17 protein-coding genes are annotated in these 17,683 nt (G+C 68.6%); 11 read left to right on the top strand and 6 right to left on the bottom strand.

The features are described 5' to 3' along the window. Positions 1–330 precede the first annotated feature (330 nt). The 7 genes from infA (at position 331) to truA (ending at position 4,596) form a co-directional block, all read left to right on the top strand. A complete protein-coding gene (gene infA, locus ACVNF4_RS19560; RefSeq protein WP_003948620.1) occupies positions 331–552 on the top strand; it encodes a translation initiation factor IF-1 in 222 nt (73 codons plus the stop codon). A 29-nt stretch (positions 553–581) separates the two neighbouring features. Beyond that, complete coding sequence (gene rpmJ, locus ACVNF4_RS19555) at positions 582–695, top strand: 50S ribosomal protein L36 (protein WP_004984509.1); 114 nt, start codon at positions 582–584, stop codon at positions 693–695. Between the two features lie 198 nt (positions 696–893). Continuing rightward, on the top strand, positions 894–1,274 hold the full coding sequence (rpsM, locus tag ACVNF4_RS19550) for a 30S ribosomal protein S13 (protein ID WP_461804134.1): 381 nt from the start codon (positions 894–896) through the stop codon (positions 1,272–1,274). 70 nt (positions 1,275–1,344) lie between these two features. Next, complete coding sequence (gene rpsK, locus ACVNF4_RS19545) at positions 1,345–1,749, top strand: 30S ribosomal protein S11 (protein ID WP_010354218.1); 405 nt, start codon at positions 1,345–1,347, stop codon at positions 1,747–1,749. Between the two features lie 193 nt (positions 1,750–1,942). Next, entirely contained in the window at positions 1,943–2,965 is a 1,023-nt protein-coding gene (locus tag ACVNF4_RS19540; RefSeq protein WP_003966937.1) for a DNA-directed RNA polymerase subunit alpha, read from the top strand. Between the two features lie 165 nt (positions 2,966–3,130). Further along, complete coding sequence (gene rplQ / locus ACVNF4_RS19535) at positions 3,131–3,628, top strand: 50S ribosomal protein L17 (RefSeq protein WP_461804133.1); 498 nt, start codon at positions 3,131–3,133, stop codon at positions 3,626–3,628. Positions 3,629–3,702: 74 nt separating this feature from the next. After that, a complete protein-coding gene (gene truA, locus ACVNF4_RS19530; RefSeq protein WP_461804132.1) occupies positions 3,703–4,596 on the top strand; it encodes a tRNA pseudouridine(38-40) synthase TruA in 894 nt (297 codons plus the stop codon). Here truA and ACVNF4_RS19525 read toward each other — a convergent pair. From ACVNF4_RS19525 to ACVNF4_RS19505, 5 genes are all read right to left on the bottom strand, one after another. Continuing rightward, positions 4,550–6,550, bottom strand: a complete 2,001-nt coding sequence (locus tag ACVNF4_RS19525) for an acyltransferase family protein (RefSeq protein WP_461804131.1) — start codon at positions 6,548–6,550, stop codon at positions 4,550–4,552. The genes truA and ACVNF4_RS19525 overlap by 47 nt on opposite strands. Before the next feature lie 14 nt (positions 6,551–6,564). Further along, positions 6,565–7,665 (bottom strand): sugar phosphate nucleotidyltransferase, encoded by a 1,101-nt coding sequence (locus ACVNF4_RS19520; protein WP_461804130.1) that lies wholly within the window; start codon positions 7,663–7,665, stop codon positions 6,565–6,567. Between the two features lie 15 nt (positions 7,666–7,680). Continuing rightward, positions 7,681–8,895 carry a glycoside hydrolase family 113 gene (locus tag ACVNF4_RS19515; protein ID WP_461804129.1) on the bottom strand — a complete coding sequence of 405 codons (1,215 nt, stop codon included), beginning with the start codon at positions 8,893–8,895 and terminating at the stop codon, positions 7,681–7,683. Positions 8,896–8,916: 21 nt separating this feature from the next. Continuing rightward, positions 8,917–10,368, bottom strand: coding sequence for a glycosyltransferase family 2 protein (locus ACVNF4_RS19510; protein ID WP_461804128.1), 1,452 nt, complete (start codon positions 10,366–10,368; stop codon positions 8,917–8,919). Positions 10,369–10,560: 192 nt separating this feature from the next. Next, a complete protein-coding gene (locus tag ACVNF4_RS19505; protein ID WP_461804127.1) occupies positions 10,561–11,445 on the bottom strand; it encodes a hypothetical protein in 885 nt (294 codons plus the stop codon). Positions 11,446–11,759: 314 nt separating this feature from the next. Here ACVNF4_RS19505 and rplM point away from each other — a divergent pair, with 314 nt between their 5' ends. The 3 genes from rplM to glmM all read left to right on the top strand — a co-directional run bounded on the left by rplM (position 11,760) and on the right by glmM (position 14,411). Then, on the top strand, positions 11,760–12,203 hold the full coding sequence (gene rplM / locus ACVNF4_RS19500; RefSeq protein ID WP_055632362.1) for a 50S ribosomal protein L13: 444 nt from the start codon (positions 11,760–11,762) through the stop codon (positions 12,201–12,203). A gap of 47 nt (positions 12,204–12,250) precedes the next feature. After that, positions 12,251–12,784, top strand: a complete 534-nt coding sequence (gene rpsI, locus ACVNF4_RS19495) for a 30S ribosomal protein S9 (RefSeq protein ID WP_355869400.1) — start codon at positions 12,251–12,253, stop codon at positions 12,782–12,784. Positions 12,785–13,052: 268 nt separating this feature from the next. Next, positions 13,053–14,411, top strand: a complete 1,359-nt coding sequence (gene glmM / locus ACVNF4_RS19490; RefSeq protein ID WP_461804126.1) for a phosphoglucosamine mutase — start codon at positions 13,053–13,055, stop codon at positions 14,409–14,411. A 681-nt stretch (positions 14,412–15,092) separates the two neighbouring features. Here the strand turns inward: glmM and coaA are convergent. Further along, the gene (gene coaA, locus ACVNF4_RS19485) at positions 15,093–16,082 is read right to left on the bottom strand and encodes a type I pantothenate kinase (protein WP_461804125.1); all 990 of its coding nucleotides are present in this window, start codon (positions 16,080–16,082) and stop codon (positions 15,093–15,095) included. Positions 16,083–16,220: 138 nt separating this feature from the next. On the opposite strand from coaA, the gene ACVNF4_RS19480 reads away from it, so the two are divergent. After that, on the top strand, positions 16,221–17,375 hold the full coding sequence (locus ACVNF4_RS19480) for a COG1361 family protein (RefSeq protein ID WP_461804124.1): 1,155 nt from the start codon (positions 16,221–16,223) through the stop codon (positions 17,373–17,375). Positions 17,376–17,683: the final 308 nt, after the last annotated feature.

Below are 17,683 nucleotides of genomic sequence, written 5' to 3'. Positions count from 1 at the left end.
CGCTGCTCCCGCTGCTCCCGCTGCTCCCGCTGCTCCCGCTGCTCCCGCTGCTCCCGCTGCTCCCGCTGCTCCCGCTGCTCCCGCTGCTCCCGCTGCTCCCGCTGCTCCCGCTGCTCCCGCGTCGGTCTCTGCTCTCGCCTCCGGCCCGGCGGACGGTGGGCGTTGCGGCTCTTTGAGGGAAATGGGGCTTAAGGATCTCCCCTGGGGGGCATCCTCCTCGATTCGTCTTTCTGGGTGGGGTGACGTAGACTGACGCGTCGGCTTTCGTGCATTCGTGTGTCTGGATGCAGTAAGGGAGTCGATCATGGTAGTCGATTCGAAGGGCGAAGCGTGGCCAAGAAGCAAGGTGCCATCGAGATCGAGGGCACTGTCGTCGAGTCTCTTCCGAACGCGATGTTCAAGGTCGAGCTCCAGAACGGCCACCAGGTCCTGGCCCACATCAGCGGAAAGATGCGGATGCACTACATCCGTATCCTCCCTGACGACCGGGTCGTGGTGGAGCTGTCTCCGTACGACCTGACCCGTGGCCGGATCGTCTACCGATACAAGTAGATCCCTCTGACTCGGAGAACCTCACTCTCATGAAGGTCAAGCCGAGCGTCAAGAAGATCTGCGACAAGTGCAGGGTGATCCGCCGTCACGGCCGGGTCATGATCATTTGCGAGAACCCGCGCCACAAGCAGCGCCAGGGCTGATCGCACCCGATCCACCCCTCTGCATCCGCAGAAATCTTCGCGCGACGCGAGCTGAATTTGTTCATACGCAGGACCCAGGTGGACGACAAGTGCGCCTGACACCCCCGGTTCGGAGGCCGGGGACCCGGTTCGTACCTCATACGGCGAGCTGGGGATCGGCCCTGCGGAAGACCTCCGACGATCACCAGGAGCCATTTAATGGCACGCGTTTCCGGTGTTGACATCCCGCGCGACAAGCGCGTGGAGGTCGCCCTCACCTACGTGTTCGGCATTGGCCGGACCCTGTCGCAGGAGACCCTCGCTGCGACCGACATCGACCCCAACACCCGCGTCCGCGACCTGAGCGAAGAGCAGCTCGTCGCGATCCGCGAGTACGTTGACGCCAACATCAAGACCGAGGGTGACCTCCGTCGCGAGATCCAGGCCGACATCCGCCGCAAGGTCGAGATCGGCTGCTACCAGGGTCTCCGCCACCGCCGTGGCCTGCCCGTCCGCGGTCAGCGCACCAGCACGAACGCCCGCACCCGCAAGGGCCCGCGTCGCGCCATCGCCGGCAAGAAGAAGCCGGGCAAGAAGTAGTCCGCAGCGGACTTCGCTTCACCAGCGGTCTTCGCTGTAGGACCGACCACCTCCCCGTAGGAGTAACTAGATGCCCCCCAAGGGTCGTCAGGGCGCTGCCAAGAAGGTGCGCCGCAAGGAAAAGAAGAACGTCGCGCACGGCCAGGCGCACATCAAGAGCACGTTCAACAACACGATCGTGTCCATCACGGACCCGGCCGGAAACGTGATCTCGTGGGCCTCCGCCGGCCACGTCGGCTTCAAGGGCTCCCGCAAGTCCACGCCGTTCGCCGCGCAGATGGCCGCCGAGTCGGCTGCCCGTCGCGCGCAGGAGCACGGCATGCGCAAGGTCGACGTGTTCGTCAAGGGCCCGGGCGCCGGTCGTGAGACCGCGATCCGTTCCCTCCAGGCCACTGGCCTTGAGGTCGGCTCCATCCAGGACGTCACGCCCACCCCGCACAACGGCTGCCGTCCGCCCAAGCGTCGCCGCGTCTGATTCAGGGCGCGACGGCCTCTCCGCTCACGCGGAGGTGATCCGCGCCGTCGCGTCTGATCTTCGAGATCACTGACGCAGGCCGTTTGGTCTGAGGATTTCGGGCGGTACGACTCCGTAAAAGGGTCGTATCGCCCGTACCCTTGTAACTACTCAGGGCATCAAATAGTGGGTGCCCCTGAACTGAAGGATTCACATGCTGATCGCTCAGCGTCCCTCGTTGACCGAAGAGGTCGTCGACGAGTTCCGCTCCCGGTTCGTCATCGAGCCGCTGGAGCCGGGCTTCGGCTACACCCTCGGCAACTCCCTCCGCCGTACCCTCCTCTCCTCGATCCCGGGCGCCGCTGTGACGTCCATCCGGATCGACGGCGTCCTGCACGAGTTCACCACCGTGCCGGGTGTCAAGGAGGACGTCACCGACCTGATCCTCAACATCAAGCAGCTGGTCGTCTCCTCGGAGCACGACGAGCCCGTCGTGATGTACCTGCGCAAGCAGGGTCCGGGTCTGGTCACCGCCGCCGACATCGCGCCGCCGGCCGGTGTCGAGGTGCACAACCCCGACCTCGTCCTCGCCACGCTCAACGGCAAGGGCAAGCTGGAGATGGAGCTGACGGTCGAGCGTGGCCGCGGTTACGTCTCCGCCGTCCAGAACAAGCAGGTGGGTCAGGAGATCGGGCGCATCCCGGTCGACTCGATCTACTCGCCGGTGCTGAAGGTCACGTACAAGGTCGAGGCGACTCGTGTCGAGCAGCGCACCGACTTCGACAAGCTGATCGTCGACGTCGAGACCAAGCAGGCGATGCGTCCGCGTGACGCGATGGCCTCCGCCGGTAAGACGCTGGTCGAGCTGTTCGGGCTGGCCCGTGAGCTCAACATCGACGCCGAGGGCATCGACATGGGGCCGTCCCCCACGGACGCCGCTCTCGCCGCTGATCTGGCGCTGCCGATCGAGGAGCTTGAGCTCACCGTTCGGTCGTACAACTGCCTCAAGCGTGAGGGCATCCACTCCGTGGGTGAGCTCGTCGCTCGTTCCGAGGCTGACCTGCTCGACATTCGTAACTTCGGTGCGAAGTCGATCGACGAGGTCAAGGCCAAGCTTGCGGGTATGGGGCTGGCGCTCAAGGACTCGCCTCCCGGGTTCGACCCCACGGCCGCTGCGGACGCGTTCGGCGCGGACGACGACGCGGACGCGGGCTTCGTGGAGACCGAGCAGTACTGATTCGGCTGCCGGTCCGTTGTGGCTGGTCGCGCAGTTCCCCGCGCCCCTGGCGGCGCGGATCCCTCCGGAGTTCGCAAGAACCCCGGATCTCCGACAGACAACCGTCCGCTCGGATACTGACCCCGGTACCTCGTCCGGCCGGGGCAGACACCTCAGGAGAATGAAATGCCCAAGCCCACCAAGGGTGCTCGTCTCGGTGGTTCCGCCGCGCACGAGAAGCTGCTGCTCGCGAACCTTGCGAAGAGCCTCTTCGAGCACGGCCGGATCACGACCACCGAGGCGAAGGCGCGTCGGCTGCGGCCGTACGCCGAGCGGCTGGTGACCAAGGCGAAGAAGGGTGACCTTCACAACCGTCGCCAGGTGCTTCAGGTCATCACGGACAAGAGCGTCGTCCACACGCTCTTCACCGAGATCGGCCCGCGGTACGAGAACCGTCCCGGTGGTTACACCCGTATCACCAAGATCGGTAACCGTCGTGGCGACAACGCGCCCATGGCTGTCATCGAGCTGGTCGAGGCGCTGACCGTTGCACAGGCTGCGACGGGCGAGGCTGAGGCTGCGACGAAGCGCGCGGTCAAGGAGGCCGAGGAGGCCAAGGCCGTCGAGACCAAGGTCGAGGAGACCGAGGTCGTCGAGGCGGCTGAGGAGTCCAAGGACGCGTAAGCGTTTGCGTTGCCGAAAGTGGGCCTGTTCCTTCGGGAGCGGGCCCGCTTTTCTTTTGCTGAGAGGATCTATCCGTGAGTGATGACGTGCAGGCCGGGTTCGTTCGTGTTCGGCTCGATCTCTCCTACGACGGGACCGACTTTCACGGGTGGGCCAAGCAGGTCGGGGGGAAACGGACGGTTCAGGCAGAGGTCGAGGATGCCTTGCGGACCGTCACGCGGTCCGGGGAGCGCGGCTACGACCTGACCGTCGCCGGGCGTACCGATGCCGGTGTGCATGCCCGGGGGCAGGTCGCGCATGTCGATCTGCCGGTGGAGGTGTGGGGGGAGCATCAGGACAAGTTGCTGAAGCGGCTTGCCGGGCGGTTGCCCAAGGATGTGCGGGTGTGGAGGGTGGCCCCCGCTGCCGAGGGGTTCAACGCGAGGTTCGCGGCACTATGGCGGCGGTACGTCTATCGCGTCGGGGACCAGGCCGGCGGCGTCGATCCGTTGCTGCGCAATCACGTGCTGTGGCATGACTGGCCGCTGGATGTCAGCGCCATGGACGCCGCCGCCAAGTCATTCGTGGGGGAGCACGACTTCGCCGCGTACGCGAAGAAGCGGGAGGGCGCCTCCACGGTCCGGGAGATCTTCGACTTCGGCGTGACGCGGCGGGCCGACGGTGTCGTCGAGATCGAGGTGCGGGCGGACGCGTTCTGTCACAACCAGGTGCGGTCGATGGTGGGGGCGTTGCTGTTCGTGGGGGACGGGCACCGGGGGGTGGAGTGGCCGAGGCGGGTGCTGGATGCCGGGGTGCGCGACAGCGCCGTCCATGTCGTGCGGCCGAACGGGCTGACGTTGGAGGAAGTGGCGTACCCGGCGGACGAGTTGCTCGCGGAGCGGCAGGTGATGGCCCGCCGGGTGCGTGGGGTGGTGCACGGGGTCAGGAGGACAGGACCTGTCGCAGGGCCGGTTCCAGGTACGGCGTGAGGGTCTTGGAGTAGGTCGAGGTGATGTGGCTGGAGTCGAAGTAGACGATCTGGCCGCCGATGACGGAGGGGCAGATCTCCTTGGCGCAGAAGGCGGGCACGACGTCGATGATCTTGGCGCCGTGGCGTTGGGCGACCTCGCGTTCCATCGTGCGGAAGCCGGCGAACTCCAGGGCCTTGTACTGCTCGCGGTTGCAGGAGGAGATGTCGTCGGTGTGGGTGGCGAGGCAGTCGGGGACGTTCTGGCCGGGCTGCGGGGTGTCGGTGAGGTAGATCAGCTGGGCGCCGGTCTTCTGGAGCGCGGCGAAGGACTCCTCGGCGCCCGCGCGGGTCGCCTCCTGCCGGGTGCGGTTGGCGACGACGATGACGTCCGGCCGCAGCTTCGTCAGGGCCGCGAACGCCGAGGCACGCCAGGTGTCGCACTCGGTGTACTCGCGGTTCAGCTCGGGGTTGACGATCCGGTACGCCTGCGGTGAGCAGCCGCCCTTGGCCATGGTGACGACCTTGGTGCGCAGCCTCTTCCCGAGCTGGTCGAAGGCGTCGTTCCACTGCCAGGCGTGCGAGTCGCCGAGGAGGACCAGGGTCTTCGTGCCCTGGGGGTCGCCGATCGCGCAGTGGTCCCGCATGACGAACTCGCTGACCCGCGTGTTGTCGATGCAGCCGAGGGTGGCGTGGTTGTCGGGGGCGTCCGGCAGGGCGCTGCGGACGGCGGCGGAGAGTTTGGTGTGGGCGAGGGAGTCCACGACGGACGCCTGGTTGGTGTAGCCGACGGCGACGGTGCTGCCGCCCGCGCCGGTGGCGAGGTTGAGGGGGACGACCAGGGCGATCGCGCTGACCGCCGCCGCGCCCGCAGTGGCCGAGCCGCCGGCCAGGATGCCCTTCCAGGGGCGGGCCACGAGGCTCGTGTTGCTCCGGAAGGGCCGCTCGACGACGTAGTGCGTGGCGACGGCGAGCAGGAAGGACAGGACGGCGACCCGGTAGCGGTCGGAGCCGGTGAACTCCCAGCCGATGATGTTGGGCCACAGGATCAGCAGCGGCCAGTGCCACAGGTACCAGCCGTAGCTGACGTTCCCGATGAAGTCGAACACCGGGTTGTCCAGGAGGCGTTCCGCGCCGAGGCGGGGGTTCGCGCAGCCGCCCGCGATGACGAGTCCGGCGCCGAGTACGGGTCCCGCGACGGCGTACCCGGGCAGCGGGGTCGTCTCGGTGATGAGGAGCGCGCTGCCGATCGCGCCGGCGAGGCCGAGCCAGGTGAGGACGGTCGCGAGGCTCTGCGGCATGCGGGAGAGGGCCGGCGCCCACAGGGCGACCAGGACACCGAAGGCCAGCTCCCAGATGCGGGTGTGGGTGCTGAAGTACGCCTCGGGCTGGTTCTCGCCCGTCAGCGTGTACCCGGCGTAGAAGGAGGCGCCGATCACCGCGAGGAGGAAGGCGCCGACCAGCACGCGCCGGTTGAGCCAGGCCACGCCGACCAGCAGCAGGGGCGCGGCGAGGTAGAACTGCTCCTCGATGCCGAGCGACCAGAAGTGCTGGTAGGGCGACTGGTTGCCGTCGTTCGCGAAGTAGTCGGTGCCGGTCTCCACCAGCCGCCAGTTCATGAAGCTCAGCGCCGCGCTCAGGCCGTCCTTCATCTGGTCGCGGAACCGCAGCGGGCTCGCGTACAGCCAGGCCAGGACGGCCGTCGCGACGATCACGGTGGCCATCGCAGGCCCGAGCCGGCGGAACCGCCGCGCCCAGAACTTCGCCAGCGACACCCGTCCCGTCCGGTCGATCTCCGCGAGGAGCTGGCTGCCGATGAGGAAGCCGCTGAGGACGAAGCTGATGTCCACGCCGCCGTGGATGTCGAGGATGCCGCAGTGCATGGCGACGACCATCATGATGGCGACGGCACGCAGGCCCTGGATGTCGGGCCGGTACTTGCGCAGGCGGTCGGGTGCCGAGCGGTGGCGGGTCACTGTTCTCCCGTGACTCAGTGGGCCGTGAGGCAGGCGGTGGTGGTGCCGGTGGTGCGGACACCCCCGGCGGGGATGCGGATGCCGCAGGCCAGGCGGAGCTGTGGGGGGAGTTCGTTGTGCGGGCCGATGTGCGAGTGGCAGCCGACGACGGTCTCGCGGAGCGTCGACTCGGCGCCGATCACCGAGTCGTGGTCGACGACGGACTCGTCCAGCCGCGTCCCCTCCTCGACGGTGACGCGCTCCCCGACGATCGAGCGGTGGACGACGCTGTCGGCGCCGATCACCGCGTGGGCGCCGATGGTCGAGCCGCCGGTGACGCGGGCGGTCGGGTGGACGGTGGCCGTGGGGTGGACCAGCGCCTCGGCGGGCGGGCCGACGAGCGGCGAGGTCGCGGTGCCGGTGATGAGGTCGGCGGAGCCGTGCACGAAGGCGAGCGGTGTGCCCAGGTCGCGCCAGTAGTCGTCCGTGGTGTGCCCGTACACCCGCCCGCCCCCGGCGACGAGCTGGGGGAACGTCTCCTGCTCGACGGACACCTCACGGTCGTCCGCAATGGCGTCCAGGACCGAGCGGCGGAAGACGTAGCACCCGGCGTTGATCTGGTCCGTGACGCACTCCTCGGCGGTCTTCGGCTTCTCCAGGAACGCCAGCACCCGGCCGTCCGTGTCCGTCGGGACCAGGCCGAAGGCTCGCGGGTCCGCGACGCGGGTCAGGTGGAGGGTGACGTCGGCGTCGCGCGCCTCGTGGCGGTGGACGACGTCCCTGAGGTCGACGCCGGAGAGGATGTCGCCGTTGAGGATCAGCACCGGGGCGTCGGGGTCGGTGCCGCGCAGGAGCTTGCCGGCGTTGCGGATGGCGCCGCCGGTGCCGAGGGGGACGTCCTCGACGGCGTAGGAGATGTCGAGGGCGCCGTCGAAGTCGCGGAACTCGTCCTGGAAGAGGGCGGCGAGGTAGGAGGTCGCGAAGACCAGGTGCTCGATGCCCGCGTCCATGAGCTTGGCGACCTGGTGGCGGATGAAGGAGGTGCCCGCGACGCCGAGGAGCGGCTTCGGGGTGTGGTTGGTGAGGGGGCGCAGGCGGGTTCCCTTGCCGCCCACGAGGATGATGGCTTCTCGCATGGCTAGCCTCGCTGGTCAGTTGGCGGAGGTGGTCCCGGGGCCGGCGTAGCCCGAGGAGAAACAGCTCTTGACGGCGCCCTCGGTGAGGGGGCGGCCCGCGAAGTCCAGCCGGGAGGCGTGCGCGTCGTCCGGCGGGGTGTTCGGGTCGTCGTTGAAGTGGATCGACCACCAGTAGACGCCGCTCATCCGGCGCTCCTGGACGACCTGGCAGACGGCCGTGTACCAGTTGGCCTGGACGTCCGGGTTGACGGCCCGGCGGGTGTAGAAGTCGCCGGGGGCGTGGTAGGCGCCGTCCATCGCGCCGATGCCCGCCTCGGCGACGGTGATCTTGGGGAGGGGGCCGGTGGTCTTCTTGTCCAGCCAGGTGTTCCACCCCTTGACCAGCGTCTTCACGGACGCGGTGTCGGGGACCTTCACTGGGAAGTAGGCGTCGACGCCGAGGTGGTTCACCGGCATGCTGATGCGCCCGGAGACGTAGTTGTCCCAGTTCGCGTCGTAGGAGATCTCCCCCTTGAACGTCTTCTCGGCGGAGGTGACGACCTTCTCCCAGCCCGGCTTGCCCTCCATGGAGTTCAGCTCGGTGGCGACGACGAAGGTGTTCGCCTTCTCGGCCTGGGCGATCTTGAGGTAGGGGGTGAGGAACCTCTCGTACGAGGTGAACCAGGCGGAGTCGGAGGCGGGCTTGATGCTGCCGCGCCAGTCCTTCGTCCCGATCAGGGCGCGCTCGTCCATGACGGGGCGGAGCGTCGTACGGAATCCGGCCTGTTCGAAGACGTGCAGGACGCTCTGGAGGCGCTCGGGGGAGGGGGTCTTCGCCTCGGCGGTGAGGGTGTCGGAGGTGGGGCTCTTGGTGAAGAAGGGGAAGGAGATCGCGACGGAGTTCGCGCCGAGGCCGATCAGGTACTTCGCCTGTTTCTGGGCCTGCTTGACGATGAAGTCGGCGGAACGTTTCTGCGGTTCTTCTTCCCAGTAGATCTGGACGCCCCACTGGGGCATGCCGGGTTTCCAGGGCTTGGCGACCTGGAGGGCGGCGGTGGTCCTGGGCACGGTGGAGGCGGGGTTCTTCGACGGGGCGGGGGAGTCCTCCGAGGGCCCGTCCAGGGCCAGCTTCGGCAGGGCGGACCCCGACTCCCAGCGGACCGGGTGGTCGCCGAGGACGAAGGGGGTGGCCACGACGACACCGAGGACCGTCACCGGGAAGATCGCGAGCAGGGGCAGGCGTGAGCGCATGTGAATCGGTTTCCGGGGTCGTCAGGCGGGCTTGGCGATCACGACGAACTTGTTCTCCTCGCGCTTGGCGAACTTGATGAAGCCGCGCAGGCCACCGAGCCCCTCCAGCACCGAGAACACGGGGATCAGGGCGACCACGGCGACCGGCTCCCACCACTTGCGCCGCCCGCTGAGCGAGGCCAGCGCGTTCAGCCGCAGCCCCTCCCAGTAGGTCCAGATCACGTAGGCGAAGTTCAGGGCCCACAGCAGGACGACCGACTGGGTCACCGGGGAGGTGTTCATGTCGTTGACCAGCCAGCCGAGCAGCAGGACCGCGCCGATGTGCTGGAGGGGGCCGAGGATCCAGGTCGTCACGCACACGGAGAGGAACCAGCGGTAACGCAGCGGCACCTGGCGGTTGAAGCAGAGCGCGACCAGACCCCAGGCCCAGCGTTCGCGCTGCTTGACGAAGTCCTTGGCGTTCGCGGGGGAGGCGCCGTAGCAGCGGCCGTTGAACCAGTCGCTGCGGCCCGGGTACTTCCGGCAGAAGGTCAGCGCGAGCCGGGCGTCCTCGACGATCTCCTTGGGCCCGAAGTCCCAGCCGATCTCCGCCTCGATCGAGGCCCGCAGCACCAGCAGCTCGCCGTGCACCCCGGCGGCCGGGGTCCCCATGCCGGTCAGCGCCCGGAAGCGGGCGATGTCGTCGGCGGGGCGGACGGCGTCGGCGAGCCAGGTGAACAGGGAGACGGCGTTCTCGCGCGGGTAGGTCAGGATGCCCTGCGCCATGTGCTTCGCCTCGTCGGGGTGGGCGCGGCGCTGGCGGTTGATGAACTGGGCGAGGGAGGTCGCGGTGTCGGGGCCGACGCCGGTGTCGTCGTCCATGTGCAGCACCCAGACGTAGTCCAGGGCCTCGCCCTCCGCGATGCGCAGTTCGTGTGCGTAGTGGTTGGCGCGGGCCTTGAAGCGGGTGCCGTTCGCCGGGACGTAGTCCTTCGGGACGGTGATGACACGGATCAGGGGGTGCGAGGCGGCGAGCCGGTCGATCTTCTCGGCGGCCTCGCAGCCCTCCTCGGTGAGGATGTCGACCCGCAGGTACGGGAACCAGTCGGGGAGGTGCTCGACGTACGACAGGACCGAGCGCTCCAGCGCCGGGTAGGTGTCGTGGCGGCCGATCGTCGGGCACAGGGCGATCAGGAAGTCCTGGTCGGCCGGGGCGGGCGGGGTCATGTGGTGGCTCAGGCGGACCCGGCGGCGGATCAGCAGGGCGCCCTGGACGCCGACGAGCACGCCGGCGACGGGGAGGGACCAGACGATCGTCAGGATCCAGCTCATCGCGGAGTCGCTGGGCCGGTAGCTCCACAGGCCCAGGAGGACCAGCAGGGTGAGCGGGAGCAGGAACGGGAGGATCCCCGGCTTCCACTCCGCCGTGCGCTGGGCGAGCTTCGCGCCGTGGCGTGAGAAGGAGGCGTCGGCCTCGACCGGAGTCGACGTCATGACAGGTGCTCAGGCTCCCCGTGAGATCGGCAGTTGCTTTTCAGCCGCCCCCTTCACAGGATCCGGCCAAGTAGACGCACGATACTCGCACAAGTGTTTCACATGTGAAAATTCCGTGATGGCGGTTCTGTGAACAGAAACGCGAAAGCCGCCGCGGCCGGGGGGAGTTGGCTGCGGCGGCTTCGGGGGGTTTCAGGAGGTCTGCGCCGCCTGCTGCGCCTGCTCCGTGCCCCGCTGGTTGATCCGTTGGAACGTGAACTCCGCGAGGACGTCACCCGCCGTGAAGACGGCCTTGTCGGTCTCCTTGACGCTCTTGCCGTCGGTGAAGCCCGCGACCGTGAAGTAGGCGTACCGGCCGTAGGAGTTGGTGGTCGAGCGGCAGACCGCGCCGTTGCAGAAGGCGCCGATGCCGTTGCCGGTCAGCGGCTTCACGAAGCTCTTGTCGTCCGCGTCCTTCTTCGCCTTCAGCGCCTGCGCCTCGGTGTCGAAGACGGCCACACCGACCGTCGTCGCGATGCCGTCCTTGACGTACGTCACACGCATCATGCGGGTGCAGCCGTCGGACTTCAGGACCTTCGGCAGGGTGCCCTGGGAGGCCGTGTCGCAGGCGGGCGAGTCCGCCGAGGGGCCCTTGCGGTACACGCCGCCGCCGAGGGTGACCTGGGTGCCCGGGAAGAGGAGGTGCGGGCCGTTGGGCGCCGTGTCCTTCGCCTTGTCCGAGATGAACTCCTTCGGGTTCAGCGGCGGCGGGGCCGTCGTCGGGGCGAAGGAGGGGGTGGAGGAGGTGCTCGGCAGGCTGCCCGCGGGCAGGGACGACGTCGGCTTGTTCGCCTCCGTGCCGCCGCCGTTCGCCGAGACGACGGCCATCGCGACGGCCGTGCCGACGGCCAGCGTCGCCAGCGCGCCGCCGCCGATCAGGAAGATCCGCTTGCGCTTGTTGCGGGTCTCCGACGCCTCCGCGAGGGCAGCCCAGTCGGGGCCGCTGCCGGCGCCGCCGCTCTCGCCGGTCCACGGCTGCTGGGAGTTCGGTTTCCACGGGTCCCACTGGGACTGGGGTCCCCCTTGCCCATAGCTCATGCGCCGCATCCTAGACGGGCGACACACCGGTGGGGTGGCCTCGTTCGGCATTGAAACCCACTCACCCGGAGATGTCGTGTTTGGGTGCCGAAGGGGCTCGTTTTGACCCGTCCGCAGGACCCCGGGTACTCTGGCTAGTCGTTGTGTATCGGCCTGCTCGTTCTCGTACGAGAAGCCTTTACCTAGGTTCCCTGGAGCAGTTACCAGTGGGCGGCATACGGGCATCGGTCCCGGCACATTTGCCGTCCCCAGCTGCACGATCGCTTCAGTGATGCCATGTGTCAGCACCCATCCCTGAAGAAGAAGGCTGCGAAGTGCGTACGTACAGCCCCAAGCCCGGCGATGTGACTCGCCAGTGGCACGTCATCGACGCTCAGGACGTTGTCCTGGGCCGTCTCGCCAGCACCGCCGCCTCCATCCTGCGCGGCAAGCACAAGCCGATCTACGCGCCCCACGTCGACACCGGTGACTTCGTCATCATCATCAACGCCGACAAGGTGCACCTCTCCGGCAACAAGCGGACCCAGAAGATGGCGTACCGCCACAGCGGCTACCCGGGTGGTCTGCGCTCCGTCCGCTACGACGAGCTGCTCGACAAGAACCCGGAGAAGGCCATCGAGAAGGCCGTCAAGGGCATGCTCCCGAAGAACACGCTGGGCCGTCAGATGCTCTCGAAGCTGAAGGTCTACAAGGGTGACCAGCACCCGCACGGCGCGCAGCAGCCGCAGCCGTTCGAGATCACCCAGGTCGCGCAGTAACACCGGCCTAGACCCACCCCGAGCCAAAGAGAGTCTGAGGAAACACCGTGGCCGAGACCACTGCCGAGCAGCCGCTCGACGACAACGACGTCGACATCGAGAACGTCGACATCGAGAGCTACACCACCGAGTCCGAGGTTCCGCTGGAGGGTGAGTACACCTCCGAGTCCCTCGCCGGCCGCTTCGGCGACCCCCAGCCGGCCGCCGGCCTGGGCCGCCGCAAGAACGCCATCGCCCGCGTCCGGATCGTTCCGGGCACCGGCAAGTGGAAGATCAACGGTCGCACCCTTGAGGACTACTTCCCCAACAAGGTGCACCAGCAGGAAGTCAACGAGCCCTTCAAGGTCCTTGAGCTCGAAGGCCGTTACGACGTCATCGCCCGTATCGCCGGTGGCGGTGTCTCCGGCCAGGCCGGTGCGCTGCGTCTCGGTGTCGCCCGTGCGCTGAACGAGGCCGACGTCGACAACAACCGCGGTGCGCTGAAGAAGGCGGGCTTCCTCCGCCGTGACGACCGTGCCGTCGAGCGCAAGAAGGCCGGTCTCAAGAAGGCCCGCAAGGCTCCGCAGTACAGCAAGCGTTAAGCCCCGCTGGGGGCGCCGAACTCGGGTGCCGGTCCGTTGTGGCTGGTCGCGCTCGCGCGGCGGTAGCCGCATATCTGGCACAGTCCCGCGCCCCTGGCGGGTGGCAGCTTCGCTGCCTACCCTTTCGCGCTTGTTCGAATGCCCCGGCGGCACGCCCGTGCTGTCGGGGCATTCGTATTTTGCTGCCTTGGGCGTATAACGGCACAAGACGCTCATAGGCTCATGTGATCGGATGATCTCCGTAAGTGACGCTTCCTCAGGAGGACAAGTGGGACGACTCTTCGGCACCGACGGCGTGCGTGGAGTGGCCAACGCGGATCTGACGGCCGAGATGGCGCTCGGTCTGTCGGTCGCGGCCGCTCATGTGCTTGCCGAGGCGGGTACGTTCGAGGGGCATCGGCCCACCGCTGTCGTCGGGCGGGATCCGCGGGCGTCCGGGGAGTTCCTTGAGGCGGCCGTCGTCGCGGGGCTCGCGAGTGCCGGGGTGGATGTGCTGAAGGTGGGGGTGCTGCCCACGCCGGCCGTGGCGTACCTCACGGGGGTGCTGGGTGCCGACCTCGGCGTCATGCTGTCCGCCAGCCACAACGCGATGCCGGACAACGGGGTCAAGTTCTTCGCGCGCGGCGGGCACAAGCTCGCGGACGACCTTGAGGACCGGATCGAGGCCGTGTACGAGTCCCACCGGCACGGGGAGCCGTGGGAGCGGCCGACCGGGGACGGGGTCGGGCGGGTGCGGTCGTACGACGAGGGGTTCGATCGGTACGTCGCCCATCTGATCGGCGTGCTGCCGAACCGGCTCGACGGGCTGACGATCGTTCTCGACGAGGCGCACGGTGCTGCCGCTCGGGTGTCACCTGAGGCGTTCTCGCGGGCCGGGGCCTCTGTCGTCACCATCGGGGCCGAGCCTGACGGGCTCAACATCAACGACGGGTACGGGTCCACCCACCTCGACAAGATCAAGGCGGCTGTGCTGGCGCACGGGGCCGATCTCGGGATCGCGCACGACGGGGACGCGGACCGGTGCCTTGCCGTCGACCACACCGGTGAGGAGATCGACGGGGATCAGATCCTCGCCGTGCTGGCGCTGGCCATGCGGGAGCGGGGGGTGTTGCGGGCCGACACCGTCGTCGCGACCGTCATGTCCAACCTCGGGTTCAAGCTGGCGCTTGAGCGGGAGGGGCTGGCTCTGGTGCAGACCGCTGTGGGGGACCGGTATGTGCTGGAGTCCATGAAGGAGCACGGGTACGCGCTCGGGGGAGAGCAGTCCGGGCACGTCATCATCCTCGACCATGCGACGACGGGTGACGGGACGCTGACGGGGTTGCTGCTCGCGGCTCGGGTTGCCGAGAGCGGGAAGTCGTTGCGTGAGTTGGCGGCTGTGATGGAGCGGTTGCCCCAGGTCCTGATCAACGTGCCCGATGTGGATCGGGCCCGGGTGTCCACGTCCGCCGAGCTGGCGGCTGCTGTTGCCGAGGCCGAGCGGGAGCTGGGGGCGACCGGGAGGGTGCTGCTGCGGCCGTCCGGGACCGAGCCGTTGGTCCGGGTGATGGTGGAGGCGGCGGATCAGGGGCAGGCGCAGTCGGTTGCCTCGCGGCTGGCCGATGCGGTGAAGTCGGCGCTGGGGTAGTTCTGGGGCGGTTCGGGGTGGGGGGTTCTGCTGTGTTCGGGCTGCGGGTGCGTCGTGGCTTGTCGCGCAGTTCCCCGCGCCCCTGAAGGGTGGGGTGCTGTGCGTTGTCGGGTGCGGGTGGGTTGTGGCTGTTCGTGCTCGCGCGGTGGTAGCCGCACATTGGTACAGCCCCGCGCTCCTGAAGGGCTTGGGTGCGGGTTGGTTGTTGGCTGCGGGTTCGCGCTTGCGCGGTGGTGGCCGTAGGTCCGATGCGGCCCCGTGCTCCTGAAGGACGTGGGTGCGGGTTGGTTGTTGGCTGTGGGGTCGTGTTTGCGCGGTGGTAGCCGCAGATTCGATGCGGCCCGCGTCCCTGAAAGGCTGGGTGGCGGCTGGCCTTTGGCTGCTGGTTGTCGCGCTCGCGCGGTGGTAGCCGCAGGTGGCGTCCCGCTGAGTGGTGTGACCATCCGGCCCACGCCAGTCCGGATGGTCTGTGATCGGTCGGCCGGGCCGGAGCGCGATGCCGCTGCGTGAGTCGGTCGGGGTGGTGCGGGCCGCCATGAGCCCGGTGTGTCGGACTGAACCCGGTTAGGGTCTGTGACGCCGTCAAGGCTGACCGGCTGCACCACCCGGCGGGACGCGATCTCGCCGCGGATTCGATTCAGCCCCGCGTCCCTTCTTTCAGGGGCGCGGGGCTGTCTGTCTTCAGAGTTTGCGTAGGTGTAGTCGTTGGACCTTGTGGTCCTGGCCCTTGCGGATGATCAGGGTGGCTCGGCCCCGGGTGGGGGCGATGTTCTCCAGGAGGTTCGGTTTGTTGATCGTGCGCCACAAGGTGCGGGCGTAGTCGAGGGCTTCTGGTTCGGAGACCTGGGTGTATTTGCGGAAGTAGGAGTCCGGGTCCTGGAAGGCTGTGGCCCGGAGTTTGCGGAAGCGGTTCAAGTACCAGCGTTCGATGTCGTCCGCGGAGGCGTCGACATAGACGCTGAAGTCGAAGTAGTCGGCCAGGCCCACCCGCGTACGGCCGTCGGTGCCGGGGAGGGCCGGCTGGAGGACGTTGAGGCCCTCGACGATGAGGATGTCGGGGCGGCGGACGGTGAGTTTTTCGCCGGGGACGATGTCGTAGATGAGGTGGGAGTAGACGGGGGCCGTCACCTCGTCCTTGCCCGCCTTGATGTCCGCTACGAAGCGGGTCAGGGCGCGGCGGTCGTAGGACTCGGGGAAGCCCTTGCGGGACATGAGGCCACGGGCTTCCAGCTCGCGGGTGGGGAGGAGGAAGCCGTCCGTCGTCACCAACTCCACGCGGGGGTGTTCCGGCCAGCGGGAGAGGAGGGCCTGGAGGAGGCGGGCGACTGTCGACTTGCCTACCGCCACCGAGCCGGCGACGCCTATGACGAACGGCGTGCCGGACTGGGAGCCGCGTTCGCCCAGGAACGTGTTCAGGGCGCCGCGCAGGCCGTCCGTGGCACCGACGTAGAGGTTCAGGAGGCGGGAGAGCGGGAGGTAGATGTCCCGCACCTCGTCCAGGTCGATGACGTCGCCCAGACCGCGCAGCTTCTCGACCTCCTCGGCCGTCAGCGGCAACGGCGTCTTGTTGCGCAGGGCGCTCCACTCGGCGCGGGTGAGGTCGACATAGGGAGTCGCCTCCGGCCTGTGCCGGTGGGCGCTCCGGGGGATCGAGGAGACCGGAGAGATCACAGTCCATTGTTAACGGAGTTTGAACAAGGCGGTGCGTGGGGTCCGTCACTCGGGGTGCGACCTCGCGTACAACCCTTCCTGTGAGTCGGCTGTCCAACGGGGCACCTTCGGGCCGTACGGGAGTAGAGGGGGCGCGTTATGCGTGGCGGGTCGGGAGTGGTGAGAGGGTTCGCCGTCGGGGCTGCGGCGTTGCTGGTGGGGGCCTTGGGGGTGACCGGGGCCCGTGCGGAGACGCCGTCGCCGTCGCCGTCCTTTGTGAAGGCCGACGCCGACCCCGTGGACGTGCGGGTGGGGATCGGTTTCCCGAAGGGGGACGTCGCTCCCGGGAGCCGGGTCTTCCTCACGGTGAAGGCGGACATCCTCAGCGGGGCGCCGGCCAAGCTGAGCGTGGTCTTCCGGATGCCGGCGGGGCTGGAGTACTTCTCCGACCTGTCGGACCACGACGAGACCAAGGAGTGCGCGAACTCCGCCGACAAGCGGACCGTGACCTGCACGTCGCAGCACACCCCGGCGAAGGCGCTGTCCTACCGGCTCCAGATGATCGTCGGCGACGACGTGAAGCCCGGCACCGACCTGCCGGTCACCGCCACCGCGAGCACCGGGGACGAACCCGACGCCCACCCGGCCGACAACACGGCCTCGACGGTCGTCCAGGTGCGGACGGGCGCCGACTTCGGGGTGAAGTGGTACGCGACGAAGACGTCCGTGAAGCCCGGGGACACGGTGACGACGAAGCTCGTCGTCACCAACCACTCCGACCGGACCTCGCGCGGGCCCGGGGGCGCGACGATGTCGGTGCTCGGCGGTTACCTGTTCTGGCCCTACGAGTCGCCCCCGCTGCCGTGCTGGGCCGACAACTACGTCTGGATCTGCGAGTGGGAGGCGGGGTTCGCGCCGGGGGAGAGCCGCACGTTCGTCTTCAAGTGGCGGTTCCCGAAGGAGAGCGCGGGGCACACGGTGCGGGTGCCTGCCTCGACTCTCTTCCGAGACCATGACGACCCGGTTCCCGGCAACGACACGGACGAGCTGGTCTTCAAGGTCGCCAAGGCATCGGGCGGGCCGAAGCCGACGCCCACCCCGACGTCGACCCCCGAGCCGACGCCGAGCGTCTCCGAATCCGCCTCGGCCTCCGCGCCCCCTCCCACCCCCCTGCCGTCCGCCAACGGCGGTGAGGGCAACCTCGCGGCCACCGGCGCCGGGGTCGGGCCCGGGGTGCTGGGCGTGGCCGTGGGGCTGGTCGTTCTCGGGGGCGGGATGTTCGTTCTCGTGCAGGTCAGGAGGCGGGGGCGGTGAGAGGGGCCGGTGGCGGGGCGCGTTGTCACTGGTCGTCCGGGTCGCCGTGTCCGGCGCCGGGGGAATGAACGCGGTCGGCTGGGGAGCGGTGCTCTTCGGAGCGGTGGGGGTCAGGTTGCGGTGACGTGCTCAGCACGAGAGGGCTAGGGGGCTGATGTACGCAAGCGGGGACGTGCCGCCGTCGCGGCCGGAGCGGGGGCGTTGACGCTGCTTGCGGGGCCGGGGGCTTGGGCGGCATGGGGAGAGGCGGGGGCCGGGGGCGGGGCGGGGGAGGTGCCGGGAACGGCACCTCCCCCGGATGCGGGGCC

It is taken from the genome of Streptomyces sp. S6, assembly GCF_054880855.1.
The sequence above is the reverse complement of the archived record's forward strand: the minus strand, read 5'-3'. Positions and strand labels throughout refer to the sequence as shown.